Below are 18238 nucleotides of genomic sequence, written 5' to 3' on the forward strand. Positions count from 1 at the left end.
ATGAAACCCAGGGTTCGTGGCAGCGTGAAATGAGTCTTTGTCTCTGACGCCTTCCTATGGCATAGCGGGTGCCATTATGAATTTCAATGGATTGACAATCGTGGACAAGCAGCTTGTGGAGGCAGCGCGGCGGGAAGTGCGGGAGATATTCCCGGAAACGCCGTTGCAGTTGAATGAACATCTCAGCCGTCGGTATGGCGCGTCGATTTGGCTGAAGCGTGAGGATCTGTCTCCGGTTCGTTCCTACAAGATTAGAGGCGCATTCAACTTTCTCCGCAAGGCTGTCGCGAAGGCTGGCAAGGACAAGGTTTTCGTCTGTGCTTCGGCCGGCAACCATGCGCAGGGCTTTGCTTTCGCCTGCCGCCATTTCGGCGTTCACGGTGTTGTTTTCATGCCGGTGACCACGCCGCAGCAGAAGATCGACAAGACCCGTATCTTCGGTGGCGAATTCATCAGCATCCGTCTGGTGGGCGATATTTTCGACCAATGTTACGCCGCCGCGCGCAAATACGTCGAAGACAATGACGCCTACATGGTGCCGCCCTTCGACCATCAGGATATCATCGAAGGCCAGGCGACGGTTGCTGCCGAAATCATGGACCAGCTTCCCGAAGGCACCAAACCGGATATGGTTGTCATGCCGGTTGGCGGCGGCGGGCTTTCGGCAGGCCTTACCGGCTTTCTGGCGGGCACCGTTGAAAAGGGCAACTTCGTGTTCTGCGAGCCGGAAGGCGCGCCGAGCCTGAAAAGGAGCCTCGAGCGCGGCGAAGCGGTAACGCTCCCCAAGGTCGACAATTTCGTCGACGGCGCCGCCGTTGCCCGCATCGGCGATCTCAACTTCCAGGCGCTGAAGGATTTTCCGGCCGAGCAGGTTTTGCTCATCCCCGAAAACGCCATCTGCGTGACCATCATCGAGATGCTGAACCTCGAAGGCGTGGTGCTGGAGCCAGCGGGTGCGCTGTCCATTGCCGCGCTGGAGAAGCTCGGCCGCGAGAAACTGGAAGGCAAGACGGTTATCGTCGTCGTCTCCGGCGGCAATTTCGATTTCGAGCGCCTGCCTGACGTCAAGGAACGCGCCATGCGTTACACCGGCGTGAAGAAATACTTCATTCTGCGCCTGCCGCAGCGCCCCGGCGCGCTACGCGATTTCCTCAATCTGCTTGGCCCGGACGACGATATCGCCCGTTTCGAGTATCTGAAGAAATCGGCCCGCAATTTCGGTTCGATCCTGATCGGCATCGAAACCAACGCGCAGGAAAACTTCGCAGGGCTTCTTGAACGTTTCGAGGCTGCGGGCCTCGGCTATGAGGATATTACCGAAAACGAGATCCTGTCGAACCTGATCATCTGATCGGGATAAGAGCGACGGGGAAGGGCGGAGCATATCCGCCCTTCGAAATGCGAGACAGATTAAGGGAGTGAAAGCCATGGCATCGTTTTTTTCCAAAATCCTTTCGGCCTTCGGCTCCGGCCAGTCCGCGGATGCGCCGCAGAAGGCAGCGCAGTCGGAACCGCATGTGCATGGAGACTATCTGATCTATGCGACGCCGCTGAAGGAAGGCGGCCAGTTCCGTTTGGCGGGCCGCATCGAGAAAAAGGACGGCGAGGAAACGCTCGTGCATGAATTCGTGCGCGCCGATGTCTTCACCAGCATGGACGATGCGGTTGAGTTCACCATCCGTAAGGCAAAGCTGATCATCGACCAGAACGGTGCATCGCTCTTCCCAGGAAAATGACGGCGGTTTCTTCTGCTGGACATTAAGATTCCGTTGGTTGCTTCGGCCTATCGTCTTCAGAGGGCATGAAGTCGCGCCGATGAACCGGCGCGATGTGGATCGATAGGGCGTATGCCGATGCAATGGGCAAATCTGGCCCTCTTCGTGGCGGAAGCCATAGTCTATTTTTCGGTAATGACGGCATTCCTTCATTACCGGCATATTCTCGGCATCGGTGTTTTTCTCACCGCGCTTGGCGTCATGCATTTCCTGGAAACCTACCTGGCGGCGGTCTTTTACGTCGAGCTGCCCTTTGGCGTGGTATCACCCGGCTCCTCGATCCTTTTTGCCGGCAAACTGATGATGATCCTCATGCTCTATATGCGCGAGGATGCGGCAGTCGTCCGCCAGCCGATCTACGGCCTGTTTCTCGGCAATATACTCACCATCATCATGGTGCAGATCATCCGCTTCCATCCGACGTTGGCAATTGTCCCCGGACAGTCGGTAGATACCGGATTTCTGGATGAGATGGGCGTGCTGATGGTCTGGGGAACCAGCCTGCTTTATATCGACGCCATCGCCATCATCCTGTTTTACGAAAAGCTGGGACGCTATTTGCAGCGCCATATTGTCCTGCGCTTCGCAATCTGTGGCGTGGTGATTTTGAGCCTGGATCAGGCAGGCTTTTACGCGGCGTTGCGATATATGCTGAACGCGCCTGTCGATGTCTTTTACGATGGCTGGAAAGCGAAGATGGTGGCCGTTGCCATCTATGCTCTGCTCTTTGCCATTTATCTGAAGCTGACGGCGGCGAAAGGCCGCTTCCTGACGCGCCGCAGCGTTGCCGATGTCTTCAACGACCTCACCTTCAGGGAACGCTACGAGGAGCTTTTGTCCCGTTCCGGCCGCGACATGCTGACCGGTGTGTCTGACCGCGCCCGCATGGAACTCGATGCGCCGTCCGTCGTCGTGGAATGTCTGGAAAAGAAACGTCCCGTCAGCGTGCTGATCGTCGATATCGATCACTTCAAGACCGTCAACGATACCTTTGGGCATTTGCAGGGCGATGAGATGTTGCGGGAATTCGCCGCCGTTCTGAAACGCATCGTGCAACCGCACGGCCATCTCTACCGGTTCGGCGGCGAGGAGTTCGTGGCCCTGTTGCCGACGATGACCCATGACGGGGCACTTGCCTTTTCAGCAGGTCTGCGGACGGCGATATTGAAGGATCTGCAACGGCCAGACGGTTCGCCGCTGACTGTCAGCATCGGCGTCGCCACGGCTTTCGAGGACGGGCAGCTTTTCCGCGCGCTGCTATCGGAAGCCGATGCGCGGCTCTATGCGGCAAAAAATAACGGCCGCGATCAGGTGCACGGCCGTTACGGAATGTGGGTCGGCTGATACCGGCAATCGAGCCGGCATCACCATGTGTCAAATGGCGCCTCAGGCGGCCTGCGCCAGTTCGGCAACCTTTGCTTCGGCTGCCGCAACGGCCTTCTCAACGGCTTCCGGTCCGAATGCCAGACCTTCGACATAGATCACTTCCACATCCGTCATGCCCATGAAGCCAAGAACGGTCTTGAGGTAGGGAACGGCGTGGTTCATCGACACAGCCGGGCCTTCGGAATAAACGCCGGCGGCGGCCAGCACGATGTAGACCTTCTTGCCGGTGGCAAGACCAACCGGGCCGGTTTCGGTGTACTTGAAGGTCTGGCCAGCGCGGGCGACGTTGTCGATCCACGACTTCAGGCCGGAATAGATATTGAAGTTGATGAGGCCGGTGCCGATGACGACAGTGTCGGCGGCCATAAGCTCTGCAACCAGCTTGTCGGAATAATCGGCTGCAACCGCTTCTTCAGCCGTGCGCTGGTCTGGAGCCTTGCGGATCGCAGCGGTCTTGACGGTGTCGAGATGCGGAATGGGGTCGGCAGCAAGATCGCGGTGGACAAGGGTATTGGAAGCCGACTTGGCCTTCAGCTTGTTTGCGAGTTCGCCGGAAAACTTGTTGGAAACCGACTCGTCGCCACGCGGGCTGGAGGTGATGAGCAGAATGTTGGACATGGTCTTTCCTTGCATAAGCGATGAATTGACGGGCGCCTTGGGAGGGCGGGAGAGCACGATGCCCTTCCTTTGCCCCCTATATGACCAATTGATGCCATCAAGAAAACTGTGATAATGTGGAAGCGACCTATCGATGAAATGGATGGAACATGGACGCGAACCCGACGCTCGACCAATTGCAGGTGTTTTTGACGGTTGCCGAAACCGGAAGTTTCTCTGCCGCGTCACGGGCGCTCAATCGCGCCCAGTCTGTTGTCAGCTACACCATCGCCAATCTCGAGGCGCAGCTTGAAGTCAGCCTGTTCGAGCGCAATGGCGTACGCCAGCCTCGATTGACGGACGAGGGTCGCGCCATGCTGGAAGATGCAAGGCGCATCGTGGCCGGTCTGCAGGAAATGCGTGCGCGCGCCAAGGGTTTGAAGCAGGGGCTGGAGGCCGAGCTTTCTGTCGCCATCAGCACCATGGTGCCGGCGGAAGCCGTCGTTGCGGTGCTTCGCGATTTTCGAAAGGAATTCCCCACCGTTACCCTCAGTCTTAATGTGGGTGAGTTGGGCATGGTTATGGATATGGTGCTCTCCCGCAAGGCTGGGATTGGCATCGGCGGGGCGCTGTTGCGCCAGGATGACGAACTCGTCGTCGAAAAGGTCGGCCATTCCTTCATGCTGCCGGTCGTCGCCGCTGATCATCCACTGGCACAGATCGAGAGGCCGCTGGTTCTGGGCGATGTCCGCGAGGAGGTCCAGCTCGTCGTCACCGATGCGTCGGGGCTGACCAAGGGGCGTGATTTCAACGTGCTGTCTTACAAGACATGGCGGGTCAGCGACATTGCCACGAAATACCAGCTCATCAAAGGCGGTCTCGGCTGGGGCGGTCTGCCCGCATCGATCGTGCGCAACGACCTGACCAATGGCAGCCTGAAGGCACTTGATCTCGAAGCTTATGAGCAGGGCGAATATCCAATCTTTGCGCTGCGCCGGGTGGATTCACCCGCCGGTCCCGCTGGCCAGTGGCTTGCCACGGCCTTTCAGCAGCGTCTGTCGGCATGCCCGAACCAGAAGGATTTCAACAGGATAATTGCCGGAGGCAAACAGCGGACTATTTCTGTCGCCGCCGAGTGACATGGGTTGACTGAGTGACCAATTGACGAAGGTGAATGGCCTGCCTTATACAGGAAACACGGTCAGCAGTTCACCGAGGCATCGCCGTCCCGCAAGGGAAGCTAAACCTGCATTTTGAAAGATTGACAGCACTTATCCCGTGCCTAGTCGGAAGCCGGCGATCAGCGACACCTCTTCGGAATGGCACTCGAGGGTAAGTCATGCCACGTTCGATCTTTTCCATTGATATCGCCGACCTCTCCACATTTGCCAAATCGCTACGCGAACAAATCGGCAGGCTGGACCGCCAGCCAAGCCATGTGGAGATGCTCAATCTCCTGAGCCGGGCTGCCGGGTTTCGCAACTTTCAGCATCTGCGCGCCGCGCGCACGCCACCCGTAACAAGTGGCTTGCCGCTACCGCAGACACGACCGGAGACAATGCCTGCCAATGAGGGCAGGGTGCTGAAGACCGCGCGGACTTTCGACGCTGCCGGTAGATTGGTGCAGTGGCCGGCCCGCCGCTCCCAGCAGGAACTGTGCCTCTGGTATCTGTGGGCAAGAATACCAGCCGGTCGCAGTTTCTCAGAGCGCGAATTCAGCAGCTTTCTCGATGGTCTGCACCTGTTTGGAGATGCCGCGATGCTGCGGCGTGACATGGCGGGTCTCCGGCTCATTCGCCGTAATCGCGATGGCAGCGACTATCAACGCATCGAGCAGAAGCCACCGCCGGAACTGCCACTGTTGTTGCGTATCGTCAGTGACCGCAATTGAGTAAATGCCCTCCCGGCCGATGAAACGCCGGGAGGGCTGCAAGCTCTAGAGAACGAGGCGGAACTTTGCGAAACCTTCGGCGCCGTCGCCGGCATCCTCGATTTTTGCGCCCTTGATGTCAGCCGCGTAATTGCGACCCTTCGGGCCAGTCTCGAAGATGGCGGTCGTATTGGCAACTGGGGCGAAGGACCAGTTGGCATCCGCCGACGGGTTAATGGTGCCCTGATCGATGATATAGCGCACGATCACGTCGCGGTTGGTGTCGGGCGCCACGAAGATCACCTTGTCGGCGGCGATATCGGGGAATTTTCCGCCGCCGCTTGCACGGTAATTGTTGGTCGCCACCACGAATTTCTGCTCGGGGTCGATCGGCTTGCCGTCGAATTGCAGGTTGACGATGCGGTTGCTGTCGGGATTGACGGCCTTGCCGTCCTTGTCGAACTTTGCCGGTTTGGAAATGTCGATCTGGTAGGTGACACCGTCGATGACGTCGAAATTATAGGACGGAAAATCCGCGTTTAGGAGCGGCGCATCCTTTGCGCCGGCCTCGACCGTGTTGAACATGCCGGCGGACATTTCCAGCCAGTTCTTCACCTGCGCACCGTTGATCAGCACCGCCTGCACCGTGTTGGGGTAGAGGTAGAGATCGGCGACGTTCTTGATGGCGATGTCACCGGCAGGGACATCGGTGTAATAATCCGCACCACCGCGACCGCCAGACTTGAAGGGCGCTGCTGCCGAAAGCACGGGCAGATCCTTATATTGCCCTTCCTTCAGCATGTCCTTGATGTACCACGTCTGGGCATTGGAGACGATCTGCACGGACGGGTCGTCGGCCACCAGCGCGAAGTAGGAATAGAGTGGCGCCGACGTCTTGCCGACCGGACGACGCACATAGGCGAGCGCCGCTTCGTGATCTGCCTTGGCGGCGGCTATGACCTCCGGTTTGTCCGTGACATCTGCAACGACCTTGCGATTGTCGTCGCGGTGGTAGATCGGCCGGGCCTCCGAGGTGAAATCGACGATCTTCCAGCTTTTGCCGTCCTTTTCGAGCAGAAGGTCAATGAGGCCCATATGCGAGCCCCAGAAACCGGCCATCACGGCCGGCTTGCCCATCAGCGTACCCTTGACCGCATCCGCACCCTCGATGCCGTCCCATGTCTTTGGACCGGGGAAGACCAGATGCTGGTGACCAGTGAAGATGGCGTCAATACCTTCCACGCCCGCCAGATAAAGCGAGGCGTTTTCCATGCGATCGGTCTGGCCCTTGCCATCGATGCCGGAATGGGAAAGGGCGATGACGATATCGGCACCTTCTTCCTTCATGACCGGAACCCAGGCTTTAGCCGCCTCGACGATATCGCGCGTCTGGGCCTTGCCCTCCAGATTCTTGGAATCCCACATCATGATCTGCGGCGGCACGAAACCGATGATACCGACCTTGACCGGGCTGGTTACGCCTGCACCATCGCGGATCTGTTTCTCGAGGATGACGTAAGGCTTGAAGAACAGCTCATCCTGCTTGGGATCGGAAGCCAGCTGACCCTTGGTGAGGTTGGCGCAGACATAAGGGAAACCGGCGCCCGCCAGCGTATTGGACATATAGTCGAGGCCGTAATTGAATTCGTGGTTGCCAAGCGTGCCGCAATCATAGCCAAGGACATTCATGGCGTTGATGACGGGATGTTTGTCGCCGGCCTTCATGCCGCGCTCATAGGCTATGTAGTCGCCGAGCGGATTGCCCTGCAGGAAGTCGCCATTGTCCACCAGCATCGAGTTTCCGGCCTCGGCACGGATGGCGCCGATGATCGAAGCGGTGCGCGCCAGACCCATCGTGTCGTTCGGTTTGTCGGCGTAATAATCATAGGGAAAGACGTGAACGTGGATGTCAGTCGTTTCCATGATGCGCAGATGCGCCTGGTTGGCTGCGGCGCGCGCGGCGAAGGGATGCAACAGCACCAGAGCCGAAGAGGCGGCGATGCCACCCAGAAGCGAACGGCGAGTGATGGGGTGGAGAGCGAGAAGCGACGACATGGGAACTCCTTCGTATGAAGCTTGCTCTGTCAGGAAAACGACAAGGTAGAAGCAATCCCCGAGGAGTCCATCATCAAAATGACAAGCCCGTGACGGACGGGCCAGTTTTCAACCGTTTGATAAATTTTTTGTCACAAGGTGGCCGCGCGCGCATGGTGCGCTTCGGGAATGCGCTTTGTCCGGCCTGCGCATTCCCCTTGTCGGAAACGTCTGCTTAGCGGGCGAGAGTCGGTTTTACTTCTTCGTGGAAGAAGCGGAAATAAGACGACAGCTGTGCCAGCGTGTTGGTGGAAAGTTTGAGTTGCAGGCCGAGCCGGTTCATGTGCTGCCATTGCACGACACCCTCGATGAAACCCAGATCTTCACTCTGCACCTTCACTCGGCTTCCCTTGGCGGCAGCGAAAGGTCCGTCCAGTTCGAGCGCCATGCCGGTGGCGGACAGGTCCACCACGCGGCCTCGGGTCGACTGGCTGAAATAGTGCACGGTCGCGTAGATCCGGGTCTTGCTACGGGTCGCAGTGCGGGTCGCCATATTGAGGTTGTTTGTCATTTCGCTACTCAAATCAATTGTTTCCGATGCTTTCATCATGACGTAGAAAGTTTGAGAGCCGTTTAGCCGTTTGCTTAAAATTGCAAGTAATCGCGCGATTATGCTTTGTCGATACGGCACTGATAGCAATTGTTGCGGGCGGAGCGCACATGCACATAAGCGACGTCTGCCCGCTCCAGAAGATGCGCTGCGCGTGAAAGGATTTCGTCCGTCGCCGTCACCGCTCCGGTGCCGTAGACGATGCGGTCGTCAGTGCCATAGCCGCGAACGATATAATCGGGGCTGTTAAGCATCGGGGGAAGGGCATCCGTCTGCGGATAGTGCTCACAGGCCTCAGCGTGAAGAAAGACTGGCCCCGTTTCCGCATAGGGCTGGAGCGAAGGGAAGGGCCGGTAGGCGAGGATCAGCATTCCTTCGCCTTCATTAATCTGGGAAAGGCAATGGCGGCACGGCATGCCGCCTGGAGAAACGGCCTTTTCCGGCGGGTTGCCATAGGCGTCGGCGGCTCCCGCCCGGAAAGCTTCAGCTTCCTTAGCCGGCATTGCTGTAAAGACGAGATCGGTCATGGCGAGGTCCTTCTGTTGGGATCGGCGTTGCTTCTTTGCAGCTATGATCCCGAAACAGACCTCTATCCACCCGATTCTTGACGGGTGATGCAACCAGCCCATTGCGTGACTCGTTAGCATCGGGAATCAGTGGCGCTCCTCGATCCCGGAAGGTCTGATTTTATGTTCCGTCGTTTTCTGGCCGCCGTTCCGCTGGCTTTCGTTTCTTTGACGGTTCCGATCGACACGCAGGCGCAGGTCGCCTCCGGTCTCGATGGCCTGTCCGACGATCAGCTCCAGCAAGCGGTCAATTTCGTCATCGGCAATGCGATCTTCTCGCTTTATCACGAAGGTGCACGCATGCTGATCTCGGATTTCGGCGCGCCGGAGACCGGCAGCGCGCAAGCACCTGCCGATCAGCTGGCGGGCACGCTCATCCTTCAGGCCAACGAGGAATGGCTTGATACCGCACTCGTCAACGCTACCGACAGCTGGTATCTGGCGCGCGAGACGGAGGCTTTGCCCCAGCACGAAGCACCGGTGTTTTCGGCACTTGTTCCCGACAGGAGCCGCGATCGCAACATGGCCTGCCTGATGGTCGGCCGCGACAAAGACGGCTATGGTGATCTTGCCACCATGATGGGGCTCGCCAATGACGAATTTGCCAAATGTGGCGCCGCCTATCCGCGTATCGCATCGGCGTGGGAAGATTTTCTGACGCCCCACCGCGCGCAGACACCATCCAGATTTACCGTTAGCTACGTGCCGCCGCGCGATCCTGAGCTGGAACCTTACGCCATCATGGTCAAGGAATCGAAGGTTCTCGATCTTATCAGCCGCAGTTTCGGCGTTTACGGCTTGAAAGGCGAGGTCAAGTTGACGGCGAAGTCCTGCGGGCGTCCCGATGTCTACTGGTCGGCCGAAAAACGTGAGATCACCTATTGCTACGAGCTGGGTAAATTCCAGGCGGAGCTGATTGCCGATCATCTCCTCAACAGCGTTACCGAAGACAAAGGTTCCGCCGGCGGGCATACCCCGACGGCCGTTACTCTGGAAAGAGAAATCTGAGGCCAGTTACCGGATGCACGGCAACCTGTCCTCTTGAAACGGGAGGATATTGCCATGCCGAAGGTTGTCGTTCGAAATTTCGCCATTTCGATTGACGGATACGGTGCCGGGCCGGATCAAAGTCTTCAGAACCCGCTGGGTGTGAATGGCGAAACGCTGCATCAATGGGCGTTCAAGACTCGTACCTTTCACCGCATGTTCGGCAAGCAAGGCGGCTCGACCGGCACGGACGAGCAGTTTTCCGAGAAGAGTTTCGAAAATATCGGCGCCTGGATCTTGGGCCGCAACATGTTCGGCCCTATCCGCGGTGCCTGGCCGGATGAACACTGGAAGGGCTGGTGGGGGGAAGAGCCGCCTTATCACGTGCCGGTTTTCGTGCTGACGCACCATGCGCGCGCCTCCTTTGCGATGAAGGGCGGCACCGTGTTTCATTTCGTCAACACGGGCATCAAGGCCGCCCTCGACATGGCGTTGGAGGCGGCAAATGGCAGGGACGTCCGGATCGGCGGCGGCGTTTCGACCATTCGGCAATATATGGCCGGAAGCAGGATCGACGAACTGCATCTGGCGCTGGCCCCGGTCTTTCTCGGCAAGGGCGAAAACCTCTTCGAGGGGCTGGATTTGCGTGCGCTTGGTTATCGCTGCACCGGGACCTCGGCGGGTGAGGGCGCGACCCATTTGATTATCGATAAAGCCTGAGTCGCAAACTACACAATGGTTTCATGTGCGGTGGCCTCCCACTCCCTCATTCCTGTGACAAGCACAGGAATGAGGGAGGAGTAGTCGGATCTGCTCTATAGTCGGGGAATAGCGCGGGCCATCCCCGACGTGACGAACTCAGTTGCGCAGCGAGATTTCCAGAAGCTCCGTATCGGACAGCGGCTCTACCCAGGCCTCATAGGTACCAACAGGCGAAAATCCCATCATCTGGTAGAGTTGCAGCGCGCGGGGATGGTCAAGCGTGTTGGTGGTCACCGTCACGCGCTTCGGATTGTCCTGCCAGGCGGCGTAGAGCGCCTGCAACAGGAACCACTTGCCGACGCCAGCACCGATCGCCTCTTCGAGAAGCCCGAAATAGGAAAGCTCGGTTACCTCGTCGCTTGCCTTGTTCAGCTCGAAGAAACCGGCGGGTGCACCGTTCATATAAAGGACGGTAACGCTGTTCTTCGGGTCCTTGAGGACGGCGGACAGTTCCGCATCGCTCATGCGCATGCGTTTCTGCCAGTGCCAACGTTTTCCCACCCGCCAGTACATGTAGCGGTAGAAGTGCAAGGGAATATCGGTGACCCGCATCAGTGCCGTCTGGATGTTGACGGGGATAGCAAGGCTGACCTTCGGCGGCGCCGTCATTTCAAGCTGCGTGACATGCGCCTTCAACGGCCCATGTGACACCACGGGAAGAGGTTCGGCAGGGCCGGTGACAACAGGCGTGTCTTCCAGTCCACCCCATTCCGACCACGAACCGTCATAGAGCGAATTATCTTGGTGGCCGAGCGATTCCAGCGCCAGCGTAATGACGGCGGCGGTAACGCCCGAGCCGCAGCTCGTCACCACCGGCTTGCCAAGATCGATACCGGCATCCGCCACCATCTTGCGGATGGCGGTGAGGTCCTTGAAGTGGCCGTTCTCGGAAAATGCGGTGGCGGGCAGGCTGCGAGCACCAGGCATATGGCCCGAACGCATGCCGGCACGCGGCTCGGCCTCGTCGCCGGTGAAACGTCCCGCGCCGCGGGCATCGGCAATCTGCTTTTCGCCACTGTCAACGATGCCGCGCATGGTCGATAGCGAGGTCACGCGCTTTTCGTTGAAATCGGGTGTGAAGGTGGCAGGCTCGATTTCCGGCGTGCCGGTTTCTAGCGGCCGGCCTTCGCGCTTCCAGCCGTCAAGACCGCCATCCAGCACGTAGGCCTTGCGCACACCCATCACCCGCAGCATCCACCACACGCGCGGTGCGGAAAAGAAACCGGGGCCGTCATAGACCACGATGGTATCGGTGTCGCTGAGGCCAAGCTCTCCCGCCTGTTCCGCAAAGAACTCCGGCGAGGGCAGGGAATGCGGCAATCCGGTTGCATGATCGGCGATCTTGTCCTGATCGAAGAACACGGCACCGGGCAGGTGACCCGCCGCAAATTCTTCCGCACCGTTGCGTTTATGCGCCGGCAGATACCACGAGGCATCAACGAGACGAAACCCGGCCGTGCCGAGCTGCTTTTCTACCCAGTCCGCCGAAACGACGAAACGGCTCTTATCCGTGCTCACGATGTCTCTCCTGATTTCAGGCAGCAGCTTCAGGCGTGCCGAAACGAATGCGGAACCGCCTGTTCTCCTTGCCCTTCTTTTCTATCTTGGCAATGTGAATATCGCCCACTTCCTGCGTTTCGGAAACATGGGTGCCGCCGCAGGGCTGGCTGTCGATGGTAGAGTTTTCGCCGATGCAGACAAGGCTGACCCGGCCAAGGCCGATTGGCGGGCGCACATTCTTGGATTTGACGATGCCCGGATTGGCCTGAAGTTCTTCGTCGGTAATCCATTGCAGGAAAACGGGATGGTTGGCTTTCACCAGTTCCATCAGCTTTGCCGTCACTTCATCCTTGTCGATGGTTTCCGACATGTCGAAATCGACGCGCGATTCGTCTTCGCCGACGGCAGCACCGGTGATCGGCCACTGGCAGACGACGGATAGCAGATGGCAGGCCGTGTGCATGCGCATCAGCTTGTAACGGCGCGGCCAGTCTACGTGCAGGGTCAGTTTTTCACCGACCTCGGGGGAGGGCTGACCTTCCAGCGGCACATGGATGATAACGCTCTTGTCGGCGCCATTTTTGGTAATGCCGAGTTCGATGCGCGAACCATCGGCCCGCTCGAGAAAGCCGCTGTCGCCCGGCTGGCCGCCGGACGTGGCGTAAAAGCAGGTCTGGTCGAGCTCGATGCCGCCATCCTCATGCACCGCCGTGACGATCGCTTCTGCGGTGGAAAGATAAAAATCGTCACGGAACAGGGCATTCACAGGCATTTCGGCATGTCCTCAAACGGTTTCGTACGGAACCGCAATCTCGCTTTTCGTTGCCAGCCACTGGGGAACCGGAAGCCCCTTAGAGCGCAGGAAATCCGGATTGAACAGCTTCGACTGATAACGATTACCGTAGTCGCAAAGTATCGTCACGATTGTATGCCCCGGACCAAGCTCGCGGGCAAGGCGGATTGCGCCGGCAATGTTGATGCCGGAGGAGCCACCGAGGCAAAGACCCTCTTTCGTGACCAGATCGAACAGCACCGGCAGGGCTTCCGCATCCGAAATACGATAGGAGAAATCCGGCGCGAAGCCTTCCAGATTGGCGGTGATGCGCCCCTGTCCGATGCCCTCGGTGATAGAGGAGCCTTCCGACTTCAGGACGCCATGCTTGTAAAATTCGTAGAGGGCGGCGCCCTCAGGGTCGGCAAGGCCGATCTTGATGTCGGGATTGAAATCGCGCAGGCCGTCAGCGACGCCCGCAAGCGTTCCGCCGGAACCGACGGAGCAAATGAAACCATCGACCTTGCCGTCCGTCTGGTCCCATATTTCCGGTGCCGTTGTCTCAATATGGGCCTGACGGTTGGCGATGTTGTCGAACTGGTTGGCCCAGATCGCGCCGTTTTCATCCGTCGCGGCCAGCTGTTTTGCCAGGCGGCCGGAAACCTTCACATAATTGTTCGGGTTGGAATAGGGTGCTGCCGGAACCTCGACCAGCTTTGCGCCGAGAAGCTTCAGCGCATCCTTCTTTTCCTGGCTTTGCGTCTCGGGAATGACAATGACAGTCTTGTAGCCGAGCGCATTGGCCACCAGCGACAGGCCGATGCCGGTATTGCCTGCCGTGCCTTCCACGATGGTGCCGCCCGGCCGCAGCTGTCCGCGCCGTTCCGCATCGCGGATGATGTAAAGCGCGGCGCGATCTTTCACCGATTGGCCGGGATTGAGAAACTCCGCCTTGCCGAGGATTTCACACCCCGTCGCTTCAGAGGCAGCTTTCAGACGGATAAGCGGCGTGTTGCCGATAGCACTGAGCGCAGAGGGATGAATGGTCATGATTGAGCCTTCTTGTCTGAGCGGAAATTAGGTGCCGTTATGTCCCGTTACAACCGCCTCAAGGCAAGAAATTATCTTCCCGCCTTAGGCTTCGCCACGCAAAATTTTGCCGATACCCAATTTTATGCGTTGTTCTTCACTGCGGCATAGGCTGCAATTGCTCTTTCCCGTGCCTTCCCATGGTCAACGATCGGCAGGGGATAGGTCTTGCCCAGCTCGATACCCGCCTTTTTAAGCACCTCTTTCGGTGCTTCAAACGGCTTGTGGATGTATTTTCGCTCAAGCTTTTCAAGCTCCGGCACGAAGCGGCGCACGTAGTCTCCCTCGGCATCGAATTTCTCCCCCTGCAATATGGGGTTGAAAATGCGGAAGAACGGCGAGGCGTCCGCGCCCGAACCCGCCACCCACTGCCAGTTGGCAGCGTTGGAGGCCGGATCGGCATCAACAAGCGTATCGCGAAACCACTTCTCGCCTTTGCGCCAGTCGATAAGTAGATGTTTGATGAGGAAGGATGCCACTATCATGCGCACCCGGTTGTGCATGGTGCCATGTTTCCACAATTGCCGCATGCCGGCATCCACGATCGGATAACCCGTCATGCCACGCGTCCAGGCGTTGAAGGATGTGTCATCGTCCCGCCAGCCGAAGGCGTCGAAACTGTCGTTCCAGTTTTTCTCGTCCAGCTCGGGAAAGTGGAACAGCAGATGGTAGCAGAATTCCCGCCAGACGAGTTCCTTGCGGAAACGGCTGATATCGTTGGACGCGATATGGCGTGATAGCCCCTTCGTCGCATGCCACACGGCGGCGGGCGATATTTCGCCGAGCGCCAGATGCGGCGCAAGAAGCGACGTGGCGTCCTTCGCCGGAAAATCGCGGCCTTCCTCATAACCCTTCAAGGCACCATCGATGAAATCATCGAGTTTTTCCCGCGCGGCATTTTCACCGGGTGTCCATATCTCGCTGAAACCCCTGGCCCAGTTCGGTTTGACCGGCAGAAGCTTCCAGTCATCGAGTTTCTCCGATTTTGGCCATGTCTCAGGTGCCTTCAGGCTCTGCGGTGCATCCGCCGGCGTATGTGGCTCCTCGCCGCCCTCCAGAGCCCGCCAGAAGGGCGTGTAGACCCGGTAGGGACCGCCGGATTTGGTCTGCACCCGGGATGGTTCATGCAGCAGGTGTCCGGCAAAGCTGCGAACTGTCAGGCCGTCGTCCCCAAGCGCCTCTTTTAGTGCCTTGTCCGTTGCCATGCCGGTCGGCTCATAGCGACGGTTCGAGAGGACTGCATCCGCGCCGGTTTCGGTTATCAGCCGGCGCAGCGTCTCCTCTGCGTTGCCGCTTCTGAGCAGTAGACGGCTGCCGCATTTCTCCAGCGCCGCGGAAAGAGAGGCAAGCGAATGGTGAAGCCACCATTCCTGCGCGCCGCCCAGCGGGCCGCTGGATGTCTCACGGATATAGAGCGGTATGACGGGGCCGCCATGCTCCACCGCTGCGAGAAGGGCGAGATTGTCCGCAAGACGCAAGTCCTTGCGGAACCAGACGATAACAGGAGAGGATTTTGTTGGCATGAAGGGATCCGGTTCACTTCCGCTTGAACGAGTGTTGAAACGCTTTGTTCCTCAAATCGCGTAGAATGGAAAGCTGGAGGCACATGGTTTTTCGAGGGCTATTTTTTCGACCTTGAAACCGAAAGTGAAGGGAACCAACTGGAGGAGCCGGCGTTTTTCGCTGGTTAATAGAGCATGGAAGTACAATCAATGTTGCTGAAAGACGTTAAGTGGGAAAAGCCTGTTACCATATCCTTGGAAAACGGTGCTCCCCGGATTTTCAACGGCGTTTACGAGGCCTTCGATTTTCTCCAGCACGAATGGCCACAACGCGGTGACAAGGCGCATGAGCAGGCCCTGCGTCTGTGCCGCGCCTCGCTGATGGGGGACGTGGCTGGAGAGATTGCGCGCGCCGCCTTCGTTACCGCAAGCCGGCAGGCGCAATGCCTCCTGGAGGCCGGAAACAAGGTGGAAGATCAGGGTAAACTTGCATCCTGACAGCGTTGCCGGATTGAGATGTGAAAGGCCACCCGTAAAGCCGGGTGGCCTTGTTTTATCCGCCGGCAGAAACGGGTTGTGTCGAACGTAGGATATGGCATCGTGCGCGTGCAAAGCGGATGAATACGGCAATGACCAACCACTACGGCTATATTGTTTTCCCGACAGCTCTCGGCCATTGCGGCCTCGCATGGGCAGAGCGCGGTATCGCCCGTCTGCAATTGCCCAGCACAGATGCCGGTGAAACCGAGAAACTTATCCAGAAACGCCTGCCGTCATCTTCCATTGCTGTACCCGACACACGCGCCCGTGAGGCGATTGCGATGGTTACCCGCTATTTCGATGGTGAAGAGATTGATTTTACGCCCGTGGAACTCGATCTTGCCGGGCAGGAGCGGTTCTTTCTAGATGTCTATGAGGTGGCACGGCATATCGGCTGGGGCCGCACGACGACCTATGGCGGTATCGTAAAAACGCTGGGCCTCTCCATGGAAAAGGCCCGCGACGTCGGGCAGGCCATGGCAAAAAATCCCGTGCCGCTGATCATTCCCTGCCACCGTGTTCTGGCGGCTGGCGGCCGGCTGGGTGGCTTTTCCGCGCCGGGCGGAACGAACACCAAATTACGTATGCTGGATCTCGAAAATGCCGGCCGCAGCCGTGCTGACGATGCACAGGGCAGCCTGTTTTAAAGCAATGACAGATCAGTCCACATGAATAGCCGTCTGATTTCTGCCCTTTTCTCGTCAAATTGTCGCTAAATTGTCACAATACACGGACGCCCTCTAACATAAGGGCGAGACGTTTGAGAGTATCCGCGTTAATTCTATCCGCTGCCTTGGCTTTTACAGTCGTGGCACCCGCGTCGGCTGGCATGCTGAACCAGGCTGAAAAATACACCGGACTGCATGAATCCAAAAACAACAAGAGCCTGAAGAATATTCTTGGGGCAAATCCCCGCAGCACACCGTGGTGTGGCCTGTTCCTGCATGCCGTTGCCAGCAAGGCCGGACGCGCATCGCCCAAATCCTACGGATTTGCAAAATCCTGGACGTCATTCGGTTATGCCGTTCCCGTCGCCGCCGCCAAACCGGGCGATGTTGTCGTCATTCGCAACGGCCGCGGTTATCACGCCGGAATATTGAAGAGCATGAGCGGCAAGACAGCGCAAATTCTCGGCGGCAATCAGTCCGGCCGGGTGCAGGTGTCGAACTTCAACCGCAAGGCCATCGTTTCCGTGCGTCGCTGAAGACCGGACCAACTTTACGACGATCCTTATAAAGGCGGGCTGTGGCCCGCCTTATGCGTTTTAAGGCCCCTATGGCTGTTCCCTTGTGCCGGGTGCCGCATCGCGCTGGTCATCGTCCTCAAGGTCTGTGGCGACGATGAAGGCATCCTCGTGTTGCCGCGCTGCCTGCCGGCGTGCGCGCAGGCTTATGGATTCATCGGGGTAAATCTCACTTTCTTTCGATTTGAGTTCGCTGTCGGTTTCAAAACGCGGCAAATCTTCGTCTTTGATATCGAGAGGTTCGTTTTTCTTCTGTTTCGAATCGCTCATGGATGGTCCTCCTGCGGGTTCCTGCCGGACAAACGATCCTGCAGTGAGTAGGGTTCCCTTTTTTCAGGGAAATGCGCATGCGCAATCTCCGGACGCGGAACAATTTCCGGCCATTTCTGTTTTTCAATTGGCACAGTCAAAGCCGATGCGACGCAAAGAGGAGGACGTTATGAACCATGATCGCGAAGCAGCAATCCGCGAAAAAGCCCGCGCAATATGGGAGAGGGAAGGCAGGCCGGAGGGACATCACGAACGCCACTGGATGGAGGCGGAACGGGAGGTCTCGGCAAGCACGGAAACCGGAAAGACCAATGGCAAAAATGGCGCGAAGAAACCCGCTGCCGCCAAGTCCTTGGTCCAGAAGAAGGTGACTGCGGATAAGGCGTCGGCAAAAAATGCCAAATCCCCAGCGGTAAAATCTCTTCAGAAAGAGCAAAAAGCGGAGACCAGCCGAAAAGACGACGACCTGACCGAAAGCCTAGAGGAAAGTTTCCCGGCAAGCGATCCGCCGGCACTCACCAACGCGTCTACTTCGACGAAGCGTGTGGCGAAGAAGACCTGAGGTCAATGGCGCCCAGCTACGCGCCTATGCCAAGATCGATATAGAGCGAATGCTGCGGCATCTCGCTCATCATGCCATATTTTGGAAAAATGGCTCCCCGGGCCGGATTCGAACCGGCGACCTGTCGATTAACAGTCGAATGCTCTACCGCTGAGCTACCAGGGAACGTGCGC

At 58.1% G+C, this 18238-nt stretch carries 20 protein-coding genes and 1 tRNA gene; 11 read left to right on the plus strand and 10 right to left on the minus strand.

All coding sequences use genetic code 11. From position 1 onward, the window contains the following. The first annotated feature begins 76 nt into the window (after positions 1 to 76). The 3 genes from ilvA to GH784_RS18305 all read left to right on the plus strand — a co-directional run bounded on the left by ilvA (position 77) and on the right by GH784_RS18305 (position 3119). Positions 77 to 1351, plus strand: a complete 1275-nt coding sequence (gene ilvA / locus GH784_RS18295; RefSeq protein ID WP_029658759.1) for a threonine ammonia-lyase — start codon at positions 77 to 79, stop codon at positions 1349 to 1351. A gap of 76 nt (positions 1352 to 1427) precedes the next feature. Continuing rightward, positions 1428 to 1736, plus strand: a complete 309-nt coding sequence (locus GH784_RS18300) for an HlyU family transcriptional regulator (RefSeq protein ID WP_013635901.1) — start codon at positions 1428 to 1430, stop codon at positions 1734 to 1736. 117 nt (positions 1737 to 1853) lie between these two features. Then, a complete protein-coding gene (locus GH784_RS18305; RefSeq protein ID WP_153793665.1) occupies positions 1854 to 3119 on the plus strand; it encodes a GGDEF domain-containing protein in 1266 nt (421 codons plus the stop codon). A 42-nt stretch (positions 3120 to 3161) separates the two neighbouring features. On the opposite strand, the gene GH784_RS18310 is transcribed toward GH784_RS18305, so the two are convergent. Further along, the gene (locus tag GH784_RS18310) at positions 3162 to 3779 is read right to left on the minus strand and encodes an FMN-dependent NADH-azoreductase (RefSeq protein WP_003512545.1); all 618 of its coding nucleotides are present in this window, start codon (positions 3777 to 3779) and stop codon (positions 3162 to 3164) included. Between the two features lie 149 nt (positions 3780 to 3928). On the opposite strand from GH784_RS18310, the gene GH784_RS18315 reads away from it, so the two are divergent. Together GH784_RS18315 and GH784_RS18320 are read left to right on the plus strand one after the other, a co-directional pair. Further along, complete coding sequence (locus GH784_RS18315) at positions 3929 to 4897, plus strand: LysR family transcriptional regulator (RefSeq protein ID WP_013635904.1); 969 nt, start codon at positions 3929 to 3931, stop codon at positions 4895 to 4897. Between the two features lie 200 nt (positions 4898 to 5097). Further along, a complete protein-coding gene (locus tag GH784_RS18320) occupies positions 5098 to 5649 on the plus strand; it encodes a DUF2087 domain-containing protein (protein WP_065704740.1) in 552 nt (183 codons plus the stop codon). Positions 5650 to 5694: 45 nt separating this feature from the next. On the opposite strand, the gene GH784_RS18325 is transcribed toward GH784_RS18320, so the two are convergent. The 3 genes from GH784_RS18325 to GH784_RS18335 all read right to left on the minus strand — a co-directional run bounded on the left by GH784_RS18325 (position 5695) and on the right by GH784_RS18335 (position 8799). Continuing rightward, positions 5695 to 7683: a bifunctional 2',3'-cyclic-nucleotide 2'-phosphodiesterase/3'-nucleotidase gene (locus tag GH784_RS18325; protein WP_003512549.1), complete on the minus strand. Its 1989-nt coding sequence runs from the start codon at positions 7681 to 7683 to the stop codon at positions 5695 to 5697. A 214-nt stretch (positions 7684 to 7897) separates the two neighbouring features. Further along, complete coding sequence (locus GH784_RS18330) at positions 7898 to 8233, minus strand: PilZ domain-containing protein (RefSeq protein WP_003512551.1); 336 nt, start codon at positions 8231 to 8233, stop codon at positions 7898 to 7900. A 98-nt stretch (positions 8234 to 8331) separates the two neighbouring features. Then, on the minus strand, positions 8332 to 8799 hold the full coding sequence (locus GH784_RS18335; RefSeq protein ID WP_065704737.1) for a DUF1203 domain-containing protein: 468 nt from the start codon (positions 8797 to 8799) through the stop codon (positions 8332 to 8334). 162 nt (positions 8800 to 8961) lie between these two features. Between GH784_RS18335 and GH784_RS18340 the strand changes: the two genes are divergently transcribed. Both GH784_RS18340 and GH784_RS18345 read left to right on the plus strand, forming a co-directional pair. Then, entirely contained in the window at positions 8962 to 9846 is an 885-nt protein-coding gene (locus tag GH784_RS18340; protein ID WP_013635909.1) for a DUF4344 domain-containing metallopeptidase, read from the plus strand. A 54-nt stretch (positions 9847 to 9900) separates the two neighbouring features. Beyond that, positions 9901 to 10545 carry a dihydrofolate reductase family protein gene (locus tag GH784_RS18345; protein WP_065704735.1) on the plus strand — a complete coding sequence of 215 codons (645 nt, stop codon included), beginning with the start codon at positions 9901 to 9903 and terminating at the stop codon, positions 10543 to 10545. A 138-nt stretch (positions 10546 to 10683) separates the two neighbouring features. Here GH784_RS18345 and sseA read toward each other — a convergent pair whose 3' ends face one another. The 4 genes from sseA to GH784_RS18365 form a co-directional block, all read right to left on the minus strand. After that, on the minus strand, positions 10684 to 12105 hold the full coding sequence (gene sseA, locus GH784_RS18350) for a 3-mercaptopyruvate sulfurtransferase (protein ID WP_025593211.1): 1422 nt from the start codon (positions 12103 to 12105) through the stop codon (positions 10684 to 10686). Between the two features lie 16 nt (positions 12106 to 12121). Then, complete coding sequence (locus GH784_RS18355; RefSeq protein ID WP_003512557.1) at positions 12122 to 12859, minus strand: alanyl-tRNA editing protein; 738 nt, start codon at positions 12857 to 12859, stop codon at positions 12122 to 12124. A 12-nt stretch (positions 12860 to 12871) separates the two neighbouring features. Then, a complete protein-coding gene (locus GH784_RS18360) occupies positions 12872 to 13909 on the minus strand; it encodes a cysteine synthase A (protein ID WP_003512558.1) in 1038 nt (345 codons plus the stop codon). Between the two features lie 122 nt (positions 13910 to 14031). Then, a complete protein-coding gene (locus GH784_RS18365) occupies positions 14032 to 15471 on the minus strand; it encodes a cryptochrome/photolyase family protein (protein WP_153793667.1) in 1440 nt (479 codons plus the stop codon). 189 nt (positions 15472 to 15660) lie between these two features. Between GH784_RS18365 and GH784_RS18370 the strand changes: the two genes are divergently transcribed. The 3 genes from GH784_RS18370 (at position 15661) to GH784_RS18380 (ending at position 17194) form a co-directional block, all read left to right on the plus strand. Then, on the plus strand, positions 15661 to 15948 hold the full coding sequence (locus GH784_RS18370; protein ID WP_003512562.1) for a DUF982 domain-containing protein: 288 nt from the start codon (positions 15661 to 15663) through the stop codon (positions 15946 to 15948). Positions 15949 to 16079: 131 nt separating this feature from the next. Continuing rightward, positions 16080 to 16637 carry a methylated-DNA--[protein]-cysteine S-methyltransferase gene (locus tag GH784_RS18375; RefSeq protein ID WP_065704975.1) on the plus strand — a complete coding sequence of 186 codons (558 nt, stop codon included), beginning with the start codon at positions 16080 to 16082 and terminating at the stop codon, positions 16635 to 16637. A 113-nt stretch (positions 16638 to 16750) separates the two neighbouring features. After that, positions 16751 to 17194, plus strand: a complete 444-nt coding sequence (locus tag GH784_RS18380) for a TIGR02594 family protein (RefSeq protein ID WP_025593218.1) — start codon at positions 16751 to 16753, stop codon at positions 17192 to 17194. A gap of 69 nt (positions 17195 to 17263) precedes the next feature. Here GH784_RS18380 and GH784_RS18385 read toward each other — a convergent pair whose 3' ends face one another. After that, the gene (locus GH784_RS18385; protein WP_065704731.1) at positions 17264 to 17503 is read right to left on the minus strand and encodes a hypothetical protein; all 240 of its coding nucleotides are present in this window, start codon (positions 17501 to 17503) and stop codon (positions 17264 to 17266) included. 169 nt (positions 17504 to 17672) lie between these two features. Between GH784_RS18385 and GH784_RS18390 the strand changes: the two genes are divergently transcribed. Next, positions 17673 to 18065 carry a DUF2934 domain-containing protein gene (locus GH784_RS18390; protein ID WP_065704729.1) on the plus strand — a complete coding sequence of 131 codons (393 nt, stop codon included), beginning with the start codon at positions 17673 to 17675 and terminating at the stop codon, positions 18063 to 18065. A gap of 90 nt (positions 18066 to 18155) precedes the next feature. Here GH784_RS18390 and GH784_RS18395 read toward each other — a convergent pair. After that, a tRNA-Asn gene (locus GH784_RS18395) sits at positions 18156 to 18230 on the minus strand. Between the last annotated feature and the right edge of the window lie 8 nt (positions 18231 to 18238).

The organism is Agrobacterium tumefaciens (assembly GCF_009649785.1).
Lineage (GTDB): Bacteria > Pseudomonadota > Alphaproteobacteria > Rhizobiales > Rhizobiaceae > Agrobacterium > Agrobacterium tumefaciens.